Consider the following 17,612-nt stretch of genomic DNA (forward strand, 5'->3'; position numbering starts at 1 on the left):
CGCGACGGAAGACGGAAACGAGGACGGACGCCATGGTCCAGCAGGTGAGCGAGCAGAGGGACACGTCACCACCGGAACGCACGAGCGAGCCGGGTCATGTTCCCGGCCGGGCCTGGCAGATGCTGGCCCTGGCCACCGCCGGGTTCGCGGTGAACTTCTGGGCCTGGGCACTGCTGAGCCCGCTCGGCCCCCGCTTCAAGGAGAGCCTCGGGCTCACCTCGTTCGAGCAGTCGCTGCTGGTGGCGGTGCCCGTCGTGGTCGGCTCGCTCGGCCGGATCCCGGTCGGCGCGCTGACGGACCGGTTCGGCGGGCGCGTCATGTTCCCGCTCGTGTCGGCGGCCACCGTCGTACCGGTGCTGTACGTGGGCCTGGCCGGCCACTCGTCGTTGGCCGCGCTGCTGGTCGGCGGCTTCCTCCTCGGGATCGGCGGCACCTCCTTCGCCGTCGGCGTGCCCTTCGTCAACGCCTGGTTCCCGCCCGAGCGGCGCGGCCTGGCCATCGGCGTCTTCGGCATGGGCATGGGCGGCACCGCGATCAGCGCCCTGTCGACGGTGAAGCTCGTGGACGCGTACGGCACGCCCGCCCCGTTCCTGATCACCGCGGCGGTGCTGGCGCTCTACGCGGTCGCGGCGGCCCTGCTCCTGAGGGACGCGCCCGGACGCGCCGTCCCCACCGCGCCGCTCGCCCGCAGGCTGGCCGCGACCCTGCGCCTGGGCACCACGTGGCAGGCGTCCGCGCTGTACGCGGTGGCCTTCGGCGGCTACGTCGCCTTCTCCGTCTACCTCCCCACCTACCTGAAGACCGGGTACGGGCTCACCCAGGCCGACGCGGCGAACCGCATGGCAGGGTTCGTGCTGCTCGCCGTGGCGATGCGCCCGGTCGGCGGCTGGCTGTCCGACCGGATCGGACCGGTGCGGGTGGTGACCGGCACGCTGGTGGTGGTGCTGGCCGCGGCGCTCGTCCAGTCCGCGACGCCCGCACTGACGCCGGTCGGCACCGCCGCGTTCCTTTCCCTGGCCGCCGCACTCGGCGCGGGCAGCGGCGCGGTGTTCGCCCTGGTGGCGCTGCTGGCCCCGGCCAACAGGCTCGGGTCGGTCACCGGCGTCGTGGGCGCCGCCGGCGGCCTAGGCGGCTTCGTGCCGCCCCTGGTGATGGGCTCCCTCTACGGCACCTACGGCTCGTACGCCCTCGGCCTGCTCCTGCTCGGGGCCGTCGCGGCGGCGGCACTCACGTACACCGCCACCCGCCTGCGCCGCACGGCCACGGACCAGCCGTCCGTCGTCCCCGCCGACTGAGCCGCCGGGCCCTCGGGCCCGGCGTCCCTCCCGCTCCCACCCTCTGCGAGACAACCAGGAGGCTCCGATGTGCGAGTACTGCGGCTGCCAGTCGCTGGCCTCGATCGACGAACTCACCCGCGAACACGACGAGGTGGTGGCCCTGATCAGCCGGGTGCGCACGGCCCGCGGCGCGGGCGACACCGTCGCCGCCGCCGATCTCGCCCGGCGCATCGCGGCCGTCCTGACGCCCCACACCCGGGTGGAGGAGCACGGGCTGTTCCCCGCCATGGCCGCCGAGTTCCCCGGCCGGATCGCCGCCCTGGAGGCCGAGCACCGCCGGATCGAGGCCGTGCTGGCCGAGGCCGCCGACGGGGTCCCGGCCGACCCGGCCTGGCCCGACCGGCTGCTGGACGTCCTCGGCCTGCTGCGCGAGCACATCCTCAAGGAGCAGGACGGCGTCTTCCCCGCCGCGCTGGCGACCCTCACCACCGAGCAGTGGGAGGACGTCGAGGCCGTGCGGGCGCGGGCGGGCAGCGCCCTGCCCCCTCCGGCCGAGTGACTGGGGGAGCAGGGCGCCGTCGTCAGGCCTGCCCCTCCGCCGTGTCCGCGGTGTCCGCCAGCCACAGGTCGGGGCCGAACACCTCGTAGCGGATACGGCGGGCCGGGACACCCGCGGCCAGCAGCCGGGCCCGCACCCCGCGCATGAAAGGCAGCGAGCCGCACATGAACACCGCTGCCCCCTCCGGCAGTTCCAGGTCGGACAGATCCATCAGGCCGACGCGCGCCTCGGGTTCCTCCGGGCCGGGGCGCTCGTACCAGAACACGGCACGGGCGTCCGGCAGCCGCTCGACCAGCTCCCGCGTCTCGGCGCGCAGGGCGTGCTCGGCGGGAGAGCGGTCGGCGTGCAGGACCAGCACCGGACGGGTGGATCCCAGCGCCGCGAGGTGGGACAGCATCCCGTTCAGGGGAGTGCAGCCGATTCCCGCCGAGACCAGCACGACGGGAGCGGTGTCCTCGGCGTCGTCGAGGACGATGTCGCCGGACGGCGTCGGCAGGGTCAGTTCGTCACCGCGGCACACGTCGCCGAAGAGCAGGTTGGAGACCTCGCCGGCCGGCGCCCCGTCCGTGCCGGCGACCCGTTTGACGGTGATCCGGCGCAGTTCGCCGCCGGGCTCCGAGGACAGGCTGTACTGGCGCAACTGCTGCACCCCGTCGGGCATCGGCACCCGCACACTGACGTACTGGCCCGCCCGGGCACGCGGGGCGGGCTCGCCGTCGGCCGGGCGGATCACGAAGGACACCACGTCCGGAGTCTCCTCGCGGCGCTCGACCACCGTCCACCGGCGCCAGACGTGGCCGGGCCGCAGCCCCGCCTCGTGGTAGAGACGCGCCTCCATGGCGATCAGCGCACCGGCCATCAGCCAGTACACCTCGTCCCAGGCGGCCGCCACCTCCGCGGTGACCGCGTCGCCCAGGACGTCGGCTATCGCGGCGAACAGGTACTTGTGCACGATCGTGTACTGGTCGTCGGTGATGCCGACGGAGACGTGCTTGTGCGCGATGCGCTCCAGCAGCGCGTCCGGACGGGTGTCCGGGTGTTCGAGCAGCGCGCCCGCGAACGCGGCGATCGAACCGGCCAGCGCCCTGCGCTGGGCGCCGCTCGCCTGGTTGCCCCGGTTGAACAGCCCGTCGAGCAGTTCCGGCCGGTCGTGGAACATGGTGCCGTAGAAGCGCGACGCGATCTCGTCGAGCGCTCCGGTCACGGCGGGCAGTGTGGCCCGGACCACGGACGCGGACTCTGCGGACAGCATGGAACCTCCCGTAAGGTGATGGGGGGGGAGACGGTGACCGCGGCACTGGGTGCGGCGGCGAGTCCCTGTGTATCAGCGGGCGGCCCCCATTTCGGCTCCGTTCCGCCCCCGACGGCGCACACGGGACCAACGGAGGCCGCAACAGGGCCGTTGGTCCCCATGTCGCCTCGCCGCGCCGGGGCTCAAGGTCCCTGGGACGGACCTCCCTGCGGCCCTGCCTTCGCGGCGCGGACCGTGTCACACCTTCGTGGACGGCTGTGCTTCGGCGAGCCGGACACCGGTGACGAGGTCGGGCACGATCCGGATCGCGTAGTCCATCGTCCGGTCCACCCAGGGACGCAACAGGGCCCGATAGCGGGACAGTTCCCCGGGGTCGGTCACGGGCCGGGCATAGCCGGTCACCACGACGCTCCACCCCAGGTGAGTGTCCGGGTCGATCGAGTCGGCCTCGTAGGCGACCACGACCCCCGGATCACCGGCCTGCTGCGTACGGGAGGTCAGGGCCGCCCCCTCGTGGGTGCGGATGACGATGTCGCCGTGGTCCAGGACGTGGTTGACCGGCCGGATCGTCGGCAGCGCCTGCCGCGTGAAGACGACGCGCCCCAGGGAAACGCTGCCCAGCAGAGCGAGGGCCTCCTCGGCGCCCAGCTCGATGCTGCGACGCGGCGCCACCGGGGTCGGGGGGACGTGCTCGCAGGTCATGGCATGCTTTCGTCGGGGTCACAGGTACGGTCGCTTCATTGGAGCTCCGTCGGCGAGCCGTGTGCTAGGGCCGTTCGGCCCCCAGAAACGTCTCCGCCCGGCCCGTCGGGGGTCCCGCGTGCGAGACGGGGCCGACCGGCCCTGGCCCTTCGGACCCGGGCGCTGGAGGATCTCCGCAACAGGAGCCGCCGTCCCCACGGCCGGCGGCTCGCCACGAGAGCGCAGACGAGGAGCATGTCGATGGCGGACACCGAGCGGCCCGGCCCCGCGGACCCGGTCCGGGTCTTCCTGCTGGACGACCACGAGGTCGTACGGCGCGGAGTGCGCGACCTGCTCGACGACGAGCCGGACATCACCGTCGTGGGGGAGGCGGGCACCGTGGAGCAGGCACTCGTCCGGGTCCCCGCGCTCCGCCCCGACGTGGCGGTGCTCGACGTCCGGCTGCCCGACGGGGACGGGGTGGGCGTGTGCCGGGAGCTGCGGTCCCGCATGCCGGAGCTGGCCTGTCTGATGCTGACCTCCTTCGACGACGAGGAGGCCCTGCTCGACTCGATCATGGCGGGTGCCGCCGGGTACGTGCTCAAGCAGATCCAGGGCTCGGACCTCGTCACCGCCGTGCGCACCGTCGCCGCGGGCCAGTCCCTGCTCGACCCGAGCGCCGCGACCAGGCTGATGGCGCGGCTGCGCGGCGAACAGGCCAAGGAGGAGGAGCCGGACGCCCTGCCGGGCCTGACCGACCGCGAACGGGAGATCCTCGCCCTGATCGGCGAGGGCCTGACCAACCGTCAGATCGGACAGCGCCTCTACCTCGCCGAGAAGACGGTGAAGAACCACATCTCCCGGCTGCTGGCCAAGCTGGGCGTCGAGCGCCGCATCCAGGCCGCGGTGATCGCCACTCAGGCGCAGGACCGGCTCCGCCAGGAAGGACACTGATCCGCAGCGGAAGGCACCGGCCGGGACGGGGCGGGCGCCCGGGCACCCGGTGACGCCCCTCCCGCGCGCTGCCCGGGCGGGGCCCGATACCGTGGGACGTGACCGGGGCGGCCGGCTGCCGGCGCGTCGGAACGACCTGGAGGATCACCCGTGGACAGCCCTGACCAGGCGGAAGCCCGGGTACGCCTGCCGCAGCTGCGGCTCGACGAACTGCTGGAGGAACTCCAGGCCCGGCTCGACGCCGCGAGGGGCACGCGCGACCGGGTGCACAGCCTGCTCGAAGCGGTGCTCTCGGTGGGCCGGGAGCTGGATCTCGAGCACGTCCTGCACAGCATCGTGGAGGCCGCGGCCGCCCTCGTCGACGCGCGGTACGCCGCCCTCGGCGTGATCGGCCCGGACGGGAAGCGGCTCTCGGCCTTCCACACCGTCGGCGTCAGCGAGGAGCAGATCGCCCGGATCGGCCCCTACCCCGAGGGCCACGGCATCCTGGGCGAACTCATCCGCCACCCCGAGCCCCTGCGGCTGCCCGACCTCTCCGAGCACGCATCCTCGTACGGCTTCCCGGCGCACCACCCGCCGATGAACACCTTCCTCGGCGTCCCCATCCGGGTCCGCGACCAGATCTTCGGCAACCTCTACCTGACCGAGAAGCGGGGCGGGGCGCAGTTCGACGAGGAGGACGAGTCGGTCCTGTCGACGCTGGCCGTGGCGGCGGGCGTCGCCATCGACAACGCCCGCCTGTACGAGCAGTCGCGGCTGCGGGAGCGCTGGCTGCGGGCGAACGCGGAGATCACCCACAGCCTGATGTCGGGCAGCGAGCGCGGCGCGGCACTCGGCCTGATCGCCGAGCGGGCCAGGGAGATCACCGGCGCCGCGCTGGCCGTGCTCACGATGCCCATGCCGGACACGCACTCCCTGGTGGTGGAGCTGGCCACCGGACAGGGCGCCGAGGAGCACCGCGGTCTGGTGCTGTCCATCGACGACAGTCTCACCGGCCTGGCCTTCTCCACCGCCGAGCCCGTCCGCAGCCCGGACATCACCCGCGACGAGCGGGTGTCCGCCGCGGCCCCCCGGTTCACCGGGCTCGGACCCGCGGTGGCCGTGCCCTTCGGCGCCGCGGAAGAAGGCGTGCGGGGTGTGGTGCTGCTGGTGCGGGAGGCGGGCAAGGCGGTGTTCTCCGCGAAGGAGACCGAACCGCTGCAGGGCTTCGCCGCGCAGGCCGCCCTCGCGATGGAGCTGGCGGAGCGGCGCCGGGACGCCGAGCAGATCGCCGTGCTCCAGGACCGGGACCGGATCGCCCGGGACCTGCACGACCTGGCGATCCAGCGCCTGTTCGCCACCGGGATGACCCTCCAGAGCGCCGGCCGCCTGATCGACAACGGCGCCGCCTCGGAGCGGGTGCTGCGGGCCGTGGACGACCTGGACGAGACCATCAAGATCATCAGGTCGACGATCTTCGGGCTCCGGGCGCGCGGCGGCACCGCCGCGGCCGGACTGCGGGGCCGCACGGTGCGGGTCGCCGGCGAGGCGGCCCCGGTCCTGGGCTTCGCCCCCAGCCTCCGCATGGAGGGACTGCTGGACACGGATGTGCCCGGCCCGATCGCCGAGCACGTGGTGGCGGTGCTCTCCGAGGCGCTGACCAACGTGGCCAGGCACGCACGGGCCGACCGGGTCGCCGTGGCCCTGGAGACCGACGGCCGCGAGGTGCGGCTGACGGTCACGGACAACGGCGTGGGCATACCGGCCGCCGGCCGCCGCAGCGGGCTGCGCAACATGGCGGAACGCGCCGCCCAGCTGGGCGGCGAGCTACGGCTCACCAGCCCCGCGGACGGCGGCACCACCCTGGAGTGGTGGGCACCCGTGCCGGACGGGGGCTGACCGGGAGGGGCCGCCGGTCAGAGCAGTCCGCCGCTGCCGTACGGCGCGTACAGGTCGAGCAGCCGGATCCGGGCCGCCTGCAGCCGGTGGGCGACGACCTTGCCGACCCAGACGGCGACCGTGCGGCCGAACTCGGCGTCGCGGGCGCACATCTCCCGCATGGCGTCCGCGTCGAACTCCCAGGCCCGCACCGGGGTCGTGGCCTCGCCGCCCAGCTGCCACAGGTACGGCGGGAAGTGCCAGGACCAGCCGACGAGTTCGCCGTGACCCAGGGTCTCGATGACGGGGGCGCGGCGGCCGGGGACGTGCAGGTCGAGGCTGACGGTGCCGGTCCGCACGATCCAGAACCGGTCGGCGCGCCGGCCTTCCTCGAAGAGACGGGTGCCCTGCGCGAGGGAGACCTCCCGCGCGATGCGCATGAGTCGCTCGCGGTGGTCGACGGGGAGGGCCGCGGTCAGGGTGGTGGCAGAGGTCATCGCTCCGGCTCCTTTCGTGCGGTCACCGCGGACGGACGGCGAGGGAACCGCTCGGCGGGGCGACCGGCCCGACGGTCCGGGACCGCCGTTCGTCCGGCCGCCGCTCGCCGTTTTCTTCGGGTGCACGCCGGGGGCTGTCCACTCGAGCGTCCCGCCGGCCGGCACGGGACACCAGGGGCCGCTCGGTCCCCGGCCTGGGCCGTTCGGCCCCGGTCCTGCCCCGGCCCCTCAGGCGCCGTCCGGACGGCATCGGCGTCGCCGCGGCGAACGGCCTGCGACAGGGCGAGGTCGGCGGGGGTGGGTGGCTCCGCGGTGTCGAAGACGGATGCCTTCAGCTTGGACCCGCGGGGTTTCGGCCGAGGTCGTCGTTCCGGCTCGTGCGCGCCTGCCGGACGGACGACGGCCCTGCCGTCCGATCGGACGACCCGCCGAACTCCCCGCTGGCCCACCGGAGCGCAGGCCCGCCGCCTGACGGCCCACCCCGGACCGCCGCCGAACGGGACCACCGGACCGCCGGCACCCGGGTCCACCGGGCCTCGGCGCGTCCGACGCGTGCCGGTCAGCCGACCGGGAAGGGGAGCCGCGCCGCCAGCGCGCCCAGCGCCGCAGCCTCCGTCGCGGTCGGCGCCCGCCGTCCGGTGCCGACCAGCAGGGCGTCCCGGTCGGTGAACGACGCGGGGAACGCCGCACCGACGACCCCTTCGAGCAGCTCCCGCGAGCGCCCGAGGCCCTCCGCGGTCGGTGGTGCCGCCTCGGGGAGGTGCGCGACGAGGTCGAGGTGGTGCAGGGTCCACTCCAGTACGTACGCGCAGAGGTAGTCGCCCGCCGTGAGCACCTGGCCCTGGGTGCCGACCCGGCCCGCGGGATCGGCCAGCGCGGCGGCGCGCCCGGCGGCGGAGCCGACGTCGTCCAGGTGGAACTTGAGCAGCTCAGGCTGCTCGTAGGCGGCGGCCAGGCGGACGATCAGCGCGTCGAGCGGGTCGTCCCCGGTCGGCGGCTCGACGACCTGCCAGTAGGTCACCGCGTCCCGGGTCGGCTCCTCGGCGGACGGGGTGGCCAGGGTGATCAGGACGTCCTGGGCGTCGATGACCAGGTGACACACCAGGTCACGGACGAGCCAGCCGGCGCAGCCGGACGGCCGGGCGAAGTCGTCGTCGGAGAGGCCGGCGACCGCGGCGAGCAGGTCCGACCAGGAGCGGGAGAACAGATCCACGCCCCACAGCCAACACCACCGCCCGTCCGGCCGCGACCGAATTCGCGCGAGGAGGCTCCGTCCTTCACGTGCCGGGGACTCGTCCGCCGCCTCAGCCGTCGGAGATCGCGGCGACGCCCCTACGATGGACCCACCAGTCCGATCACAGTCGAGGTGTGCGGCGTGCGCGGTGAGTTGACGGCCAAGGGCAGGGCGACGCGGCGCCGCATCGTCGAGGGTGCCGCGGCGGTGTTGCGGGAGACGGGCGTCGCGTCGACGACCCTGGACGACGTCATGGCGCGGACCGCCACCAGCAAGAGCCAGCTGTTCCACTACTTCCCCGGGGGCAAGGACGAACTGCTCGTCGAAGTGGCCCGGTTCGAGGCGGACCAGGTGCTGGAGGACCAGCAGCCCCAGCTCGGCCGCCTCGACTCGTGGGAGGCCTGGCAGCAGTGGCGGGACGTCGTGGTCGAGCGCTACGAGTCCCAGGGCGACCAGTGCCCGCTCGGGTCGCTGTTCCTGCAGATCGGCCGCTCCACTCCGGGCACGCGCGCGATCGTGGTCGAGCTGCTGCGCCAGTGGCAGGAGAGTCTCGCGGCGGGCATCAGGTCGCTCCAGGCGTCCGGCAGGCTCCCCGCCGACCTCGATGTGGAGACCAGGGCGGCCGCGTTGCTGACGGCCATTCAGGGCGGGGTGTCGATCCTGCTCTCGACGGGGCGGTCGACCCACCTGCGGGCCGCCCTCGACCAGGGGATCGCGGACCTCCGGCGCGCGGGCGCCGCCGGGCGGTGACGCGGCACCGGCCGGGCCGGACGCGCCCCGGTCCGGCCGGTGCCGCGGGTCAGGCGGCGATGACGGCGGCCGCGGTGCGCCCGCCGTCGACGTCGAGCACGGTGCCGTGCACGAACGAGGACTCGTCGCCGGCCAGGTACACGGCCGCGCTCGCGATGGCCTCGGGCGTTCCCATCCGTCCCGCCGGCGTGCCCTTCATCATGACCTCGGCGGGGTGGACCTCGCCGGGCGGCGGCGTCAGCACCACACCCGGCGAGATGGCGTTCACCCGTACCCCTCGCGGCCCGAACTCCGCCGCCCACGCCCGCGTCAGGGTCTCCACGGCGCCCTTGGTGGAGCTGTAGAGGGCGCCGACCGGGACGCCCAGGCGCGCGATCCAGGAGCCCAGGTTGACGACCGCCCCGCCCCCGGCCTCCGCCATGGCGGGTGCGAGGGCCGCGGTGAGGAAGAACGGGGCCTTGACGTTCACGGCGTAGACGCGGTCGAAGGTCTCCTCGTCGGTGTCGGTCGTGGTGCCGGGCGGATAGATGCCGGCGTTGTTGACCAGCACGTCCACGTGCCCGCCGAGAACGCGCGTCGCCTCGCGGGCCAGCGCCCGGGAGGCGGCCGCGCTGCCGTCCAGGTCGGCGTGGACGAAGTCGGCCCGGCCGCCCCCTCGGCCGCGAAGGCCTCCGCGATGGCCCGTCCGATGTTGCTGGTCGCCCCGGTCACCAGCGCGGTCCTGTCCGCAAGCCGCATCGACATGTCCCACTCCTTGCCTGCCGTATCACCCGTGTGCTGCTCCGTCGCCCCCGGACCGGCCGGCCGGCGGCCGGGCGCGGATGCCACTGTGCGGCGAATAAAATGGACTGGCAAGTCCAGAAAACGAGGTGTCCGGTCAGGCTGCCCGGTGCCGGTTGCGGTACGTGCGGGGGGAGGCGCCGGTGACCCGCTTGAAGGCGGAGCTGAGCGCGCTCTCCGAGCCGTAGCCGACGGCGCCTGCGATCGTCGCGAGCGTGTCGGTCCCCCTGCGCAGACGCTCGGAGGCCAGTTCGATGCGCCAGTGGGTGAGGTAGTCCAGCGGCCCCTGGCCGACGGTGTCCTTGAACCGCGCCGCGAGGGTCGAGCGGGAGACGGCGCAGACCTGTGCCAGCTCGGCCACCGTCCAGGGGTGTTCGGGCGCGGTGTGCATCGAGGTCAGGGCGGTGGCCACGACGGGGTCGGCGAGGCCGGCCGCCCACCCCGACCCGGCGCGCGGCTCGCGGGCGAAGTGCAGGCGCAGTACGTGGACCAGCATGACGACCGCGAGGTGCCGCGCCACCAGCGACGACCCCATGGGGCGCTGCCGCAGCTCCTGGTCGATCTGGCCGAGCGCCCAGTGCAGGGTGTCGGCCTCCCCGGAGCCCGCCGGTACGTGGACGATTGGGGGCAGGGAGTCCAGCAGCAACGCGCGGGCCCGGTCGCCGAACGAGAAGCGCCCTCCGACGAGGAGGACCTCGTCACCCACTCCGGTGCGCGCCACCCCGTTCTCGGCGCCCGCGTAGACCGTGGCGGCCTCCACCGGAACGGCGTCGGCGTCGCTGGACAGCGTGAACTCCAGCGGCCGGGTGAGCAGGTAGCAGTCGCCCTCGGCCAACCGGATCGGCTCGCCGCCTCCCGCGACGGCGAGCCGGCAGCCGCCGCGCCGGACGGCGTTGAACTTCACGCCGTCCGGTGCCTCGAAGCGCACCGCCCAGCTGCCCCCGGCGACGAGGGCCGAGGACAGATGGCTCCTCGTGTCGAGCAGGGCGAGCACGTCCTCCAGCGGGTCCATTGTGATCCCTCCCCCGAGTTGATTTGGAGTGTGAAGCAAGTTTGCTGGACGTGTCAGTATAGCCAGTCCGAAATCCTCTTCGTACCTTGGTGAAGTGAGCACAGTACGCAACGGAAGAGACCGATCGTGAACGACACCCACCGCCTCACCACCCCCTTCCACTCGCACGCCACCACCACCGAAGTCCTCGACGGCGTGGACCTCACCGGCCGGCGCGTGATCGTCACCGGCGGCGCGTCCGGCATCGGGACCGAGACCACGCGTGCGCTGGCCGCGGCCGGAGCGGAGGTCACCGTCGCCGTCCGGAACCCGGCCACGGCCGAGCCGCTCGTCCGTGACCTCGCCGCCGCGCCCGGCCCGGGATCGGTACGGGCGGCGGCGATCGACCTCGCCGACCTCTCCTCGGTGGCCTCCTTCGTACGGGGGTGGCAGGGGCCGCTCGACGTCCTGGTGGCCAACGCCGGCGTGATGGCGCTGCCGGAGCGCCGGGTCACCGCCGAGGGCTGGGAACTCCAGCTGGCCACCAACCACCTGGGCCACTTCGCCCTCGCCCTCGGGCTCCACGACCACCTGCGCGCGGCCGGCTCCGCCCGCATCGTCGTCGTCAGCTCGGGCGCGCACCGCAACGCGGCCTTCGACTTCGACGACCCGCACTTCGCCCGCCGCCCCTACGACCGCTGGGCCGCCTACGCGCAGTCCAAGACCGCCGACGTCCTGTTCGCCGTGGGCGCCCGCCGCTGGAGCGCCGACGGCATCACCGCCAACGCGCTCAACCCGGGCTGGATCAGCACCAACCTCCAGCGCCACGTCGACGACGCGACGATGCGTGCCATGGGAGCGATGGACGACGACGGGAACATCATCGAGCAGCCCTACTACAAGACACCCGTCCAGGGCGCCGCGACCTCCGTACTGCTGGCGGCGTCCCCCCTGGTGAACGGCGTCACGGGGCGCTACTTCGAGGACAACCAGGAAGCGCCCACGGTCGCCGACGGGGACGAGGAACAGGTCGGCGGCGCGGCCGCCCACGCGCTCGACCCGCACGCCGCGGACCGCCTGTGGGAGTACGCCGCCGAGACCGTCGGCAGGTGACGAGCCCCGGGATCAGCTCTCCGGGACCTTGACCCAGTCCAGCGTGCGTTCCACCGCCATCTTCCAGCCCGCGTACCCCTTCGCGCGCTGCTCCTCGGACCACTGGGGCTCCCAGCGCCTGGACTCGCTCCAGTGGGTGCGCAGTTCGTCGGTGTCCCGCCAGAAGCCCGTGGCGAGCCCCGCCGCGTAGGCCGCGCCGAGGGCGGTGGTCTCCGCGACGACCGGGCGGCTGACGGGGACACCGAGGACGTCCGCCTGGATCTGCATGCACAGGTCGTTGGCGGTCACACCGCCGTCGACCCTGAGCACGTCCAGGTGGACCGAGGAGTCCTGCTCCATGGCCACGACCACGTCGCGGCTCTGGTAGCAGATGGCCTCCAGCGTCGCCCGGGCCAGGTGCGCGTTGTCGTTGTACCGGGCGAGGCCGACGATCGCGCCCCGGGCGTCGGAGCGCCAGTACGGGGCGAACAGGCCGGAGAAGGCGGGGACGAAGTACATGCCGCCGTTGTCGTCGACCGTGCGGGCGAGTTCCTCGCTCTCGGCCGCGGTCTTGATGATCTTCATCTGGTCGCGCAGCCACTGCACCGCGGACCCCGTCACCGCGATGGAGCCCTCCAGGGCGTAGACCGGCGGGTTGTCGCCGAACTGGTAGGCGACGGTGGTCAGCAGGCCGTGCTGGGAGCGGACCAGTTCGGTGCCGGTGTTGAGGACCAGGAAGTTGCCGGTGCCGTAGGTGTTCTTGGCCTCGCCGGGCGAGAAGCAGACCTGTCCGACGGTCGCCGCGTGCTGGTCGCCCAGGACTCCGGTGATGGGAACGGCGGCGCGCAGCGGCCTGGAGGTCCGGGTCGTGCCGTAGGCGTCCGGGTGCGAGGAGGGGTTGATGGCGGGGAGCATGCTCCGGGGGATGCCGAAGAAGCCCAGCAGCTCGTCGTCCCAGTCGAGCGTCTCCAGGTCCATCAGCATGGTGCGGCTCGCGTTGGTCACGTCGGTGGCGTGGATGCCGCCGTCGGGGCCGCCGGTCAGGTTCCACAGGACCCAGCAGTCCGTGTTGCCGAACACCGCGTGTCCCTGCTCCGCGGCCTCGCGGACGCCGTCGACGTTCTCCAGGATCCACTGGATCTTCCCGGCGGAGAAGTACGTCGCGGGCGGCAGTCCGGCCTTGCGGCGGATGACGTCGCCCTTGCCCGACCGCTCCAGGTTCGCCGCGATGGCGTCGGTGCGGGTGTCCTGCCAGACGATGGCGTTGTAGTACGGACGGCCGGTGCGCGGGTCCCAGACCACCGTGGTCTCCCGCTGGTTGGTGATGCCGATGGCCGCCAGGTCGGTCCCCGACAGGCCGCCGTTGCGCAGGGCGTTCTGCATAACCGAGTTGGTGCGCTCCCAGATCTCCACCGGGTCGTGCTCCACCCACCCGGAGCGGGGGAGGATCTGTTCGTGCTCCAGCTGGTGTTTCGCGACCTCGTTGCCCCCGTGGTCGAAGATCATGAACCGGGTGCTGGTGGTCCCCTGGTCCACCGCGCCGATGAAGTCCGCCATGTCCGCTCCGCCTCTCCGGCCGGTGTCCGCCCTGGTTGGGGCACCTCCTCGGACAGACTAAGGCGGGTCATGGCGAACCGCATATAAAGGACATTGCTGGGGTGGTGGTCGCCGGTGGCGGCCGATGCCGGCACCGGCGGGCCGGTCAGGGAGCGATCGGCATCCTGCGCTTGTGGTCGGTCTGCCGGTAGCGGGTGACGATCGTCTCGAAGACCTGCTCCTTCACCGGCCTGCCCTCCAGGAAGTCGTCGATCTCGTCGTACGTGACCCCGAGGGCGTCCTCGTCGGCCTTGCCGGGGTCGAGGGTCTCCAGATCGGCCGTCGGGACCTTCCCCACCAGATCGGCGGGGGTGCCCAGCGCGTCCGCGACCGCGCGCACACGGCGCTTGGTGAGGCCCGTCAGCGGTACGACGTCGGCGGCGCCGTCGCCGAACTTGGTGAAGAAGCCGGAGACCGCCTCGGCGGCGTGGTCGGTGCCGACGACCAGGCCGCCGTGCGCTCCGGCCACGGCGTACTGCGCGATCATGCGCTGCCGGGCCTTGATGTTGCCGTGCACGAAGTCCTGGTGGTGGGCGTCGCGGAAGGCCACGTCGGCGGCGAGCAGGGCGTCGAGCGCCGCGTCGCTCGCGGGCTTGATGTCCACGGTCAGCACCTCGTCGGGCCGGATGAAGGAGAGCGCGCGCTGGGCGTCGTGCTCGTCCGCCTGGACCCCGTGCGGCAGCCGCATCGCGAAGAAGCGGGCCTCGTATCCCTCGGCGCGGGCCCGCTCCACGGCGAGCTGGCACAGCCGGCCCGCGGTGGTCGAGTCGACCCCGCCGCTGATGCCGAGCACGAGGGCGCGCAGACCGGTGGAGGTCAGCCGCTCGGCGAGGAAGGCCACCCTGCGCTCGATCTCCCGTTCTGCGTCGAAGGTCTCCGCGACCTCCAGTTCCCGGGCGATCTCCTTCTGCAGGGCGATGGACGCCGGCTCGCTCAATTCCGCTCCTTGTTCGACGGGCAGGTGTTTCTCGTTTCAGCCTACCCAGCGGCGCCCGCGGCACCGGACCGCGCACCGGCCCCGGGGCGCGGCCGTGCGGGGCGGCGTTCAGGGAGCGCCCCGCACGGTCTCGGGTCAGTCCAGCGCTTCGACCCGGATGTTGCGGAACCCGACCTCGTTGCCGTGGTCCTGCAGCCGGATCGCCCCGGCGGCCGGCGTCTCGGCCCGGCCCGCCGCGGTGGGCCCGTCGAGGGCGACGTCGTCGTGGACCGTCTCGCCGTTCCACACCACCGTCACCCGCGCGTCGGAGGTCTTGGCGCCGCCGTCGTCGAAGCGGGCGGCACGGAAGACGACGTCGTACGTCTGCCAGGTCTCCGGAGCCGTCGCCGCGTTGGTGTCGGGTGCCTTCTTCAGGTAGATCGCCCCGGCCTCGTCGGTGCCGGGAGTGGTGTCACCGTAGGAGTCGAGGATCTGCAGCTCGTAGCGGTCCTGGAGGTAGATGCCGCTGTTGCCGCGGTCCTGGCCGGTCACGTCGTCCGGCAGGAGAGGCACGCGGAACTCCACGTGCAGCCGGAAGTCCTGGTAGGCGTCCTTGGTGCGGATGTCGCCGCAGCACACCTCCATCGACCTCTCCCCGGCCAGCGGCCAGGCCACCTTCCTTCCGTCCGTGTGCTGCCACTGCTGCTGCGAGGCGGCGGTGCCGTCGAAGAGGGCGACCCGGGCGCCGTGCGGGCGCACGGTGATCAGGTCGAGGTTGACGTGGCCGGTGTCGCCGGGGTCGTAGCGGTAGGAGACCGTGTTGTGCCCGGCGCGCAGCCGCACGCTCTCGGTCCGTGTGGACCAGGTGTCCCAGTCGCCGGTGGAGGGGAGCTGTGTCCGGCGCACCTTCTTCCCGTCCGCGTACAGAGAGAGCGACTTGGTGCCCTCGAAGGGGTTCGGGCCGTTGGAGTAGCGCAGGCCCACGTCGTAGGTGCCTGCCTTCGGGACGGTCACGTCGAAGGTCGTGGTCACCCCGCCCTCGGTGGCGTAGCGGTCGACGAAGCCGCTGCCGGAGTAGCCGGCGTGGTCGGTGTTGATGCCCGCCTTCCCCGTCAGGCGCGCCTCCTCGGCCTCGTACAGGGTGGCCGCCGGCGGCTGCTCGCCGGGCATCTCGTTGAGCGTGTACCAGGCCTCGGTGCTCCACAGCGTCTCGCCGGAGGCCGAGGTGAACGGGCGCGGGGAACGCACGTGCACGACGCGGTCCGGCTTCAGACCGTCCAGTCGCAGCCGGACGGTGCGGCCGTCCTCCGAGAGGGTCGCGGACCGCACGGCCAGCTCCTCCTCGGCGATCTTCGGGCCGCCGTAGTCGGAGGTCGGCGTGTAGCGCCACTGCTCGGCCTCGTAACCGGCCGCGAGGCCGGCGGCCGTCTCCTCGGACACGGGCTGGGTGTACGTCAGGTCGAAGCCGCCCGGCACGGCCCGCATCCTGTGGACGTCGAAGGTGTTGCCGCCGTTCGGCGTCAGCTTCTGCAGGCCGAACTTCAGCTTGCCCTCCTGCCCCCAGTTGCCGTCGGCGCCCAGGCCGCCGGTGTAGATCGCGCCGTCGGGGCCGATGGAGACGCGGTTGACGCCCGCCTCCAGGCCCTGCGTGTAGCGGAAGACGGCGCCCTGGTACTGGCCCTTCACCTTCTCCAGATAGGCGCGCTGCAGGCCGCCGTAGGTGACGTCGCCGATCAGCATCTGGCCCGCGAACCTGCCCTTGGTCAGGTACAGCGGCGTCGAGGGCGAGTTGCCGATCTCGTTCTGCGGCAGCCACAGCACCGGCTCCGTGACGGGGGAGTCCTCGAAGGGTCCGGCGGGCTCGGTGTAGTGGTTGAAGAAGCGGTCCTGCTTGATCTGGACCAGCTTCGAGGCGGGCAGCCAGCCGCCCTGGTTGTCGGTGGCGAACAGGTCGCCGCCCGGCCCCCAGCCGATGCCGTTGGGCGTGCGCAGCCCGCCCGCGATCGGGGTGATCTTCCCGGTCTCCTTGCTGATCCGGTACGTCGTCCCGCGGTTCGGCGCGGGCTGCGGGTCGGTGGTCGCGCCGCCGAGGTCGATGGCGACGGAGAGGTTCACGTAGAAGTAGCCGTCGCGGTAGAGCAGGCCGAAGGCGAACTCGTGGAAGTTGCCGCCGTAGGGCCAGGTGGCGACCGTGCGGTACTCGTCGGTCACGTCGTCGCCGTCGTTGTCGACCAGCCGGGTCAGCTCGTGCTTCTGCGAGACGTAGAGCGAACCGTCCACGTACTTGACGCCCATGGGCTCGCGCAGTCCGCTCGCCACCTTCTCGACGGTCACCCGGTCGCGACTGGTCTCACCGGTGACGTGGTCCAGGAGGTACACCTCTCCGGCAACGTTGTCGGTGCCGCCCCAGGTGCTGATCGCCAGGCGTCCGTCGGGCAGCCAGTCCATGCCGGTGACCCGCGGTTCGAAGCCGTCGGGGCGCAGGTCGGTGAGGTCGAGGTCGGGGCGCACGGAGGTGAGTGGCAGACCGTCGCCGGGGGTGTCGCGCCCGGCCTCGCACTCCTTGCGGCCCGGCGCCGTCACCCGGACGACCCCGGCGTCGGTGCTCAGCGCCTCGGTGGGTACGACGCTGAACCCGCTCTCGCCCGGCGGCATCCAGGACAGCTGGAGCCGCTGGCCGCCGCCGCGGTCGAAGTGCTCGACGCGCAGCGGGTGCGCTCCGGCGGTGAGGTCGACCGTGCCGTCCTTGGGCTCCGCGCCGTGCAGTCCGTCGTGGTCGATCACCGTGGCGTCGTCGAGGGTCAGCCGGGAGCCGTCGTCGCTGACGAGCCGGAACACATAGGTGCCGTCACGCGGGACCTGGAGGTAACCGGACGCCTGGGAGACGAAGTTGTCCGCGATGCCGCCGAAGTCCTCGGTGGTGGACCAGTCGACCGTGGGCATCAGCTTGTCGTGGTTGGGGGTCTGGCCCGGTTTGAGCGTGCACAGTTCGTTCAGCGGCGTCCGGACGTCGAACACGCGCAGCGTGACCCCGGGTTCCTGCGGCGGGATGCCGGCGGCGGCCGCCGGGGAGGCCGAGGACGCCGGAGCGGCCCAGGCGCCACCGGCCGAAACGGCCGACGCCAGCAGGAGGACGAGGTTTCTTCGGGCACGCGATAACAGCCGTTGGCGCATTG

At 73.0% G+C, this 17,612-nt stretch carries 14 protein-coding genes and 1 pseudogene; 6 read left to right on the forward strand and 9 right to left on the reverse strand.

From position 1 onward, the window contains the following. Positions 1-119: 119 nt before the first annotated feature. On the forward strand, positions 120-1,295 hold the full coding sequence (locus ACIQFU_RS07590; RefSeq protein ID WP_402550023.1) for an MFS transporter: 1,176 nt from the start codon (positions 120-122) through the stop codon (positions 1,293-1,295). 67 nt (positions 1,296-1,362) lie between these two features. Next, positions 1,363-1,836, forward strand: a complete 474-nt coding sequence (locus tag ACIQFU_RS07595; RefSeq protein WP_402549744.1) for a hemerythrin domain-containing protein — start codon at positions 1,363-1,365, stop codon at positions 1,834-1,836. Positions 1,837-1,858: 22 nt separating this feature from the next. Here ACIQFU_RS07595 and ACIQFU_RS07600 read toward each other — a convergent pair whose 3' ends face one another. Together ACIQFU_RS07600 and ACIQFU_RS07605 are read right to left on the reverse strand one after the other, a co-directional pair. After that, complete coding sequence (locus ACIQFU_RS07600) at positions 1,859-3,088, reverse strand: globin domain-containing protein (protein WP_402549746.1); 1,230 nt, start codon at positions 3,086-3,088, stop codon at positions 1,859-1,861. A gap of 237 nt (positions 3,089-3,325) precedes the next feature. After that, complete coding sequence (locus ACIQFU_RS07605; protein ID WP_402549748.1) at positions 3,326-3,790, reverse strand: pyridoxamine 5'-phosphate oxidase family protein; 465 nt, start codon at positions 3,788-3,790, stop codon at positions 3,326-3,328. Between the two features lie 240 nt (positions 3,791-4,030). Here ACIQFU_RS07605 and ACIQFU_RS07610 point away from each other — a divergent pair, with 240 nt between their 5' ends. Both ACIQFU_RS07610 and ACIQFU_RS07615 read left to right on the forward strand, forming a co-directional pair. Next, a complete protein-coding gene (locus ACIQFU_RS07610; protein ID WP_402549749.1) occupies positions 4,031-4,723 on the forward strand; it encodes a response regulator in 693 nt (230 codons plus the stop codon). Positions 4,724-4,873: 150 nt separating this feature from the next. After that, positions 4,874-6,601, forward strand: a complete 1,728-nt coding sequence (locus ACIQFU_RS07615; protein ID WP_402549752.1) for a GAF domain-containing protein — start codon at positions 4,874-4,876, stop codon at positions 6,599-6,601. A 17-nt stretch (positions 6,602-6,618) separates the two neighbouring features. Here the strand turns inward: ACIQFU_RS07615 and ACIQFU_RS07620 are convergent, their stop codons facing one another. Then, the gene (locus tag ACIQFU_RS07620) at positions 6,619-7,077 is read right to left on the reverse strand and encodes a Crp/Fnr family transcriptional regulator (protein WP_402549754.1); all 459 of its coding nucleotides are present in this window, start codon (positions 7,075-7,077) and stop codon (positions 6,619-6,621) included. Between the two features lie 559 nt (positions 7,078-7,636). After that, the gene (locus ACIQFU_RS07625; protein ID WP_402549755.1) at positions 7,637-8,290 is read right to left on the reverse strand and encodes a maleylpyruvate isomerase N-terminal domain-containing protein; all 654 of its coding nucleotides are present in this window, start codon (positions 8,288-8,290) and stop codon (positions 7,637-7,639) included. 162 nt (positions 8,291-8,452) lie between these two features. On the opposite strand from ACIQFU_RS07625, the gene ACIQFU_RS07630 reads away from it, so the two are divergent. Continuing rightward, positions 8,453-9,061 (forward strand): TetR/AcrR family transcriptional regulator, encoded by a 609-nt coding sequence (locus ACIQFU_RS07630; protein ID WP_402549757.1) that lies wholly within the window; start codon positions 8,453-8,455, stop codon positions 9,059-9,061. Between the two features lie 49 nt (positions 9,062-9,110). Here ACIQFU_RS07630 and ACIQFU_RS07635 read toward each other — a convergent pair. Then, a pseudogene (locus ACIQFU_RS07635) lies at positions 9,111-9,805 on the reverse strand (SDR family NAD(P)-dependent oxidoreductase). 133 nt (positions 9,806-9,938) lie between these two features. After that, a complete protein-coding gene (locus tag ACIQFU_RS07640; RefSeq protein WP_402549759.1) occupies positions 9,939-10,853 on the reverse strand; it encodes a cupin domain-containing protein in 915 nt (304 codons plus the stop codon). Between the two features lie 126 nt (positions 10,854-10,979). Here ACIQFU_RS07640 and ACIQFU_RS07645 point away from each other — a divergent pair, with 126 nt between their 5' ends. Next, positions 10,980-11,945 carry an SDR family NAD(P)-dependent oxidoreductase gene (locus tag ACIQFU_RS07645; protein ID WP_402549761.1) on the forward strand — a complete coding sequence of 322 codons (966 nt, stop codon included), beginning with the start codon at positions 10,980-10,982 and terminating at the stop codon, positions 11,943-11,945. 12 nt (positions 11,946-11,957) lie between these two features. On the opposite strand, the gene glpK is transcribed toward ACIQFU_RS07645, so the two are convergent. The 3 genes from glpK to ACIQFU_RS07660 all read right to left on the reverse strand — a co-directional run bounded on the left by glpK (position 11,958) and on the right by ACIQFU_RS07660 (position 17,610). Beyond that, a complete protein-coding gene (gene glpK, locus ACIQFU_RS07650; protein ID WP_402549763.1) occupies positions 11,958-13,481 on the reverse strand; it encodes a glycerol kinase GlpK in 1,524 nt (507 codons plus the stop codon). A gap of 145 nt (positions 13,482-13,626) precedes the next feature. After that, positions 13,627-14,457 carry an ammonia-dependent NAD(+) synthetase gene (gene nadE / locus ACIQFU_RS07655; RefSeq protein WP_402549765.1) on the reverse strand — a complete coding sequence of 277 codons (831 nt, stop codon included), beginning with the start codon at positions 14,455-14,457 and terminating at the stop codon, positions 13,627-13,629. 135 nt (positions 14,458-14,592) lie between these two features. Beyond that, a complete protein-coding gene (locus tag ACIQFU_RS07660) occupies positions 14,593-17,610 on the reverse strand; it encodes a family 16 glycoside hydrolase (RefSeq protein WP_402549767.1) in 3,018 nt (1,005 codons plus the stop codon). Positions 17,611-17,612 lie beyond the last annotated feature (2 nt).

This window comes from Streptomyces sp. NPDC093065 (assembly GCF_044754585.1).
GTDB lineage: Bacteria > Actinomycetota > Actinomycetes > Streptomycetales > Streptomycetaceae > Streptomyces.

Bases quoted from the DNA above. Each gene is read 5' to 3' on its own strand.
- ACIQFU_RS07590 (WP_402550023.1), top strand. From the start codon at position 120: ATGCTGGCCCTGGCCACCGCCGGGTTCGCGGTGAACTTCTGGGCCTGG.
- ACIQFU_RS07595 (WP_402549744.1), top strand. From the start codon at position 1,363: ATGTGCGAGTACTGCGGCTGCCAGTCGCTGGCCTCGATCGACGAACTC.
- ACIQFU_RS07600 (WP_402549746.1), bottom strand. From the start codon at position 3,088: ATGCTGTCCGCAGAGTCCGCGTCCGTGGTCCGGGCCACACTGCCCGCC.
- ACIQFU_RS07605 (WP_402549748.1), bottom strand. From the start codon at position 3,790: ATGACCTGCGAGCACGTCCCCCCGACCCCGGTGGCGCCGCGTCGCAGC.
- ACIQFU_RS07610 (WP_402549749.1), top strand. From the start codon at position 4,031: ATGGCGGACACCGAGCGGCCCGGCCCCGCGGACCCGGTCCGGGTCTTC.
- ACIQFU_RS07620 (WP_402549754.1), bottom strand. From the start codon at position 7,077: ATGACCTCTGCCACCACCCTGACCGCGGCCCTCCCCGTCGACCACCGC.
- ACIQFU_RS07640 (WP_402549759.1), bottom strand. From the start codon at position 10,853: ATGGACCCGCTGGAGGACGTGCTCGCCCTGCTCGACACGAGGAGCCAT.
- glpK (WP_402549763.1), bottom strand. From the start codon at position 13,481: ATGGCGGACTTCATCGGCGCGGTGGACCAGGGGACCACCAGCACCCGG.
- ACIQFU_RS07660 (WP_402549767.1), bottom strand. From the start codon at position 17,610: ATGCGCCAACGGCTGTTATCGCGTGCCCGAAGAAACCTCGTCCTCCTG.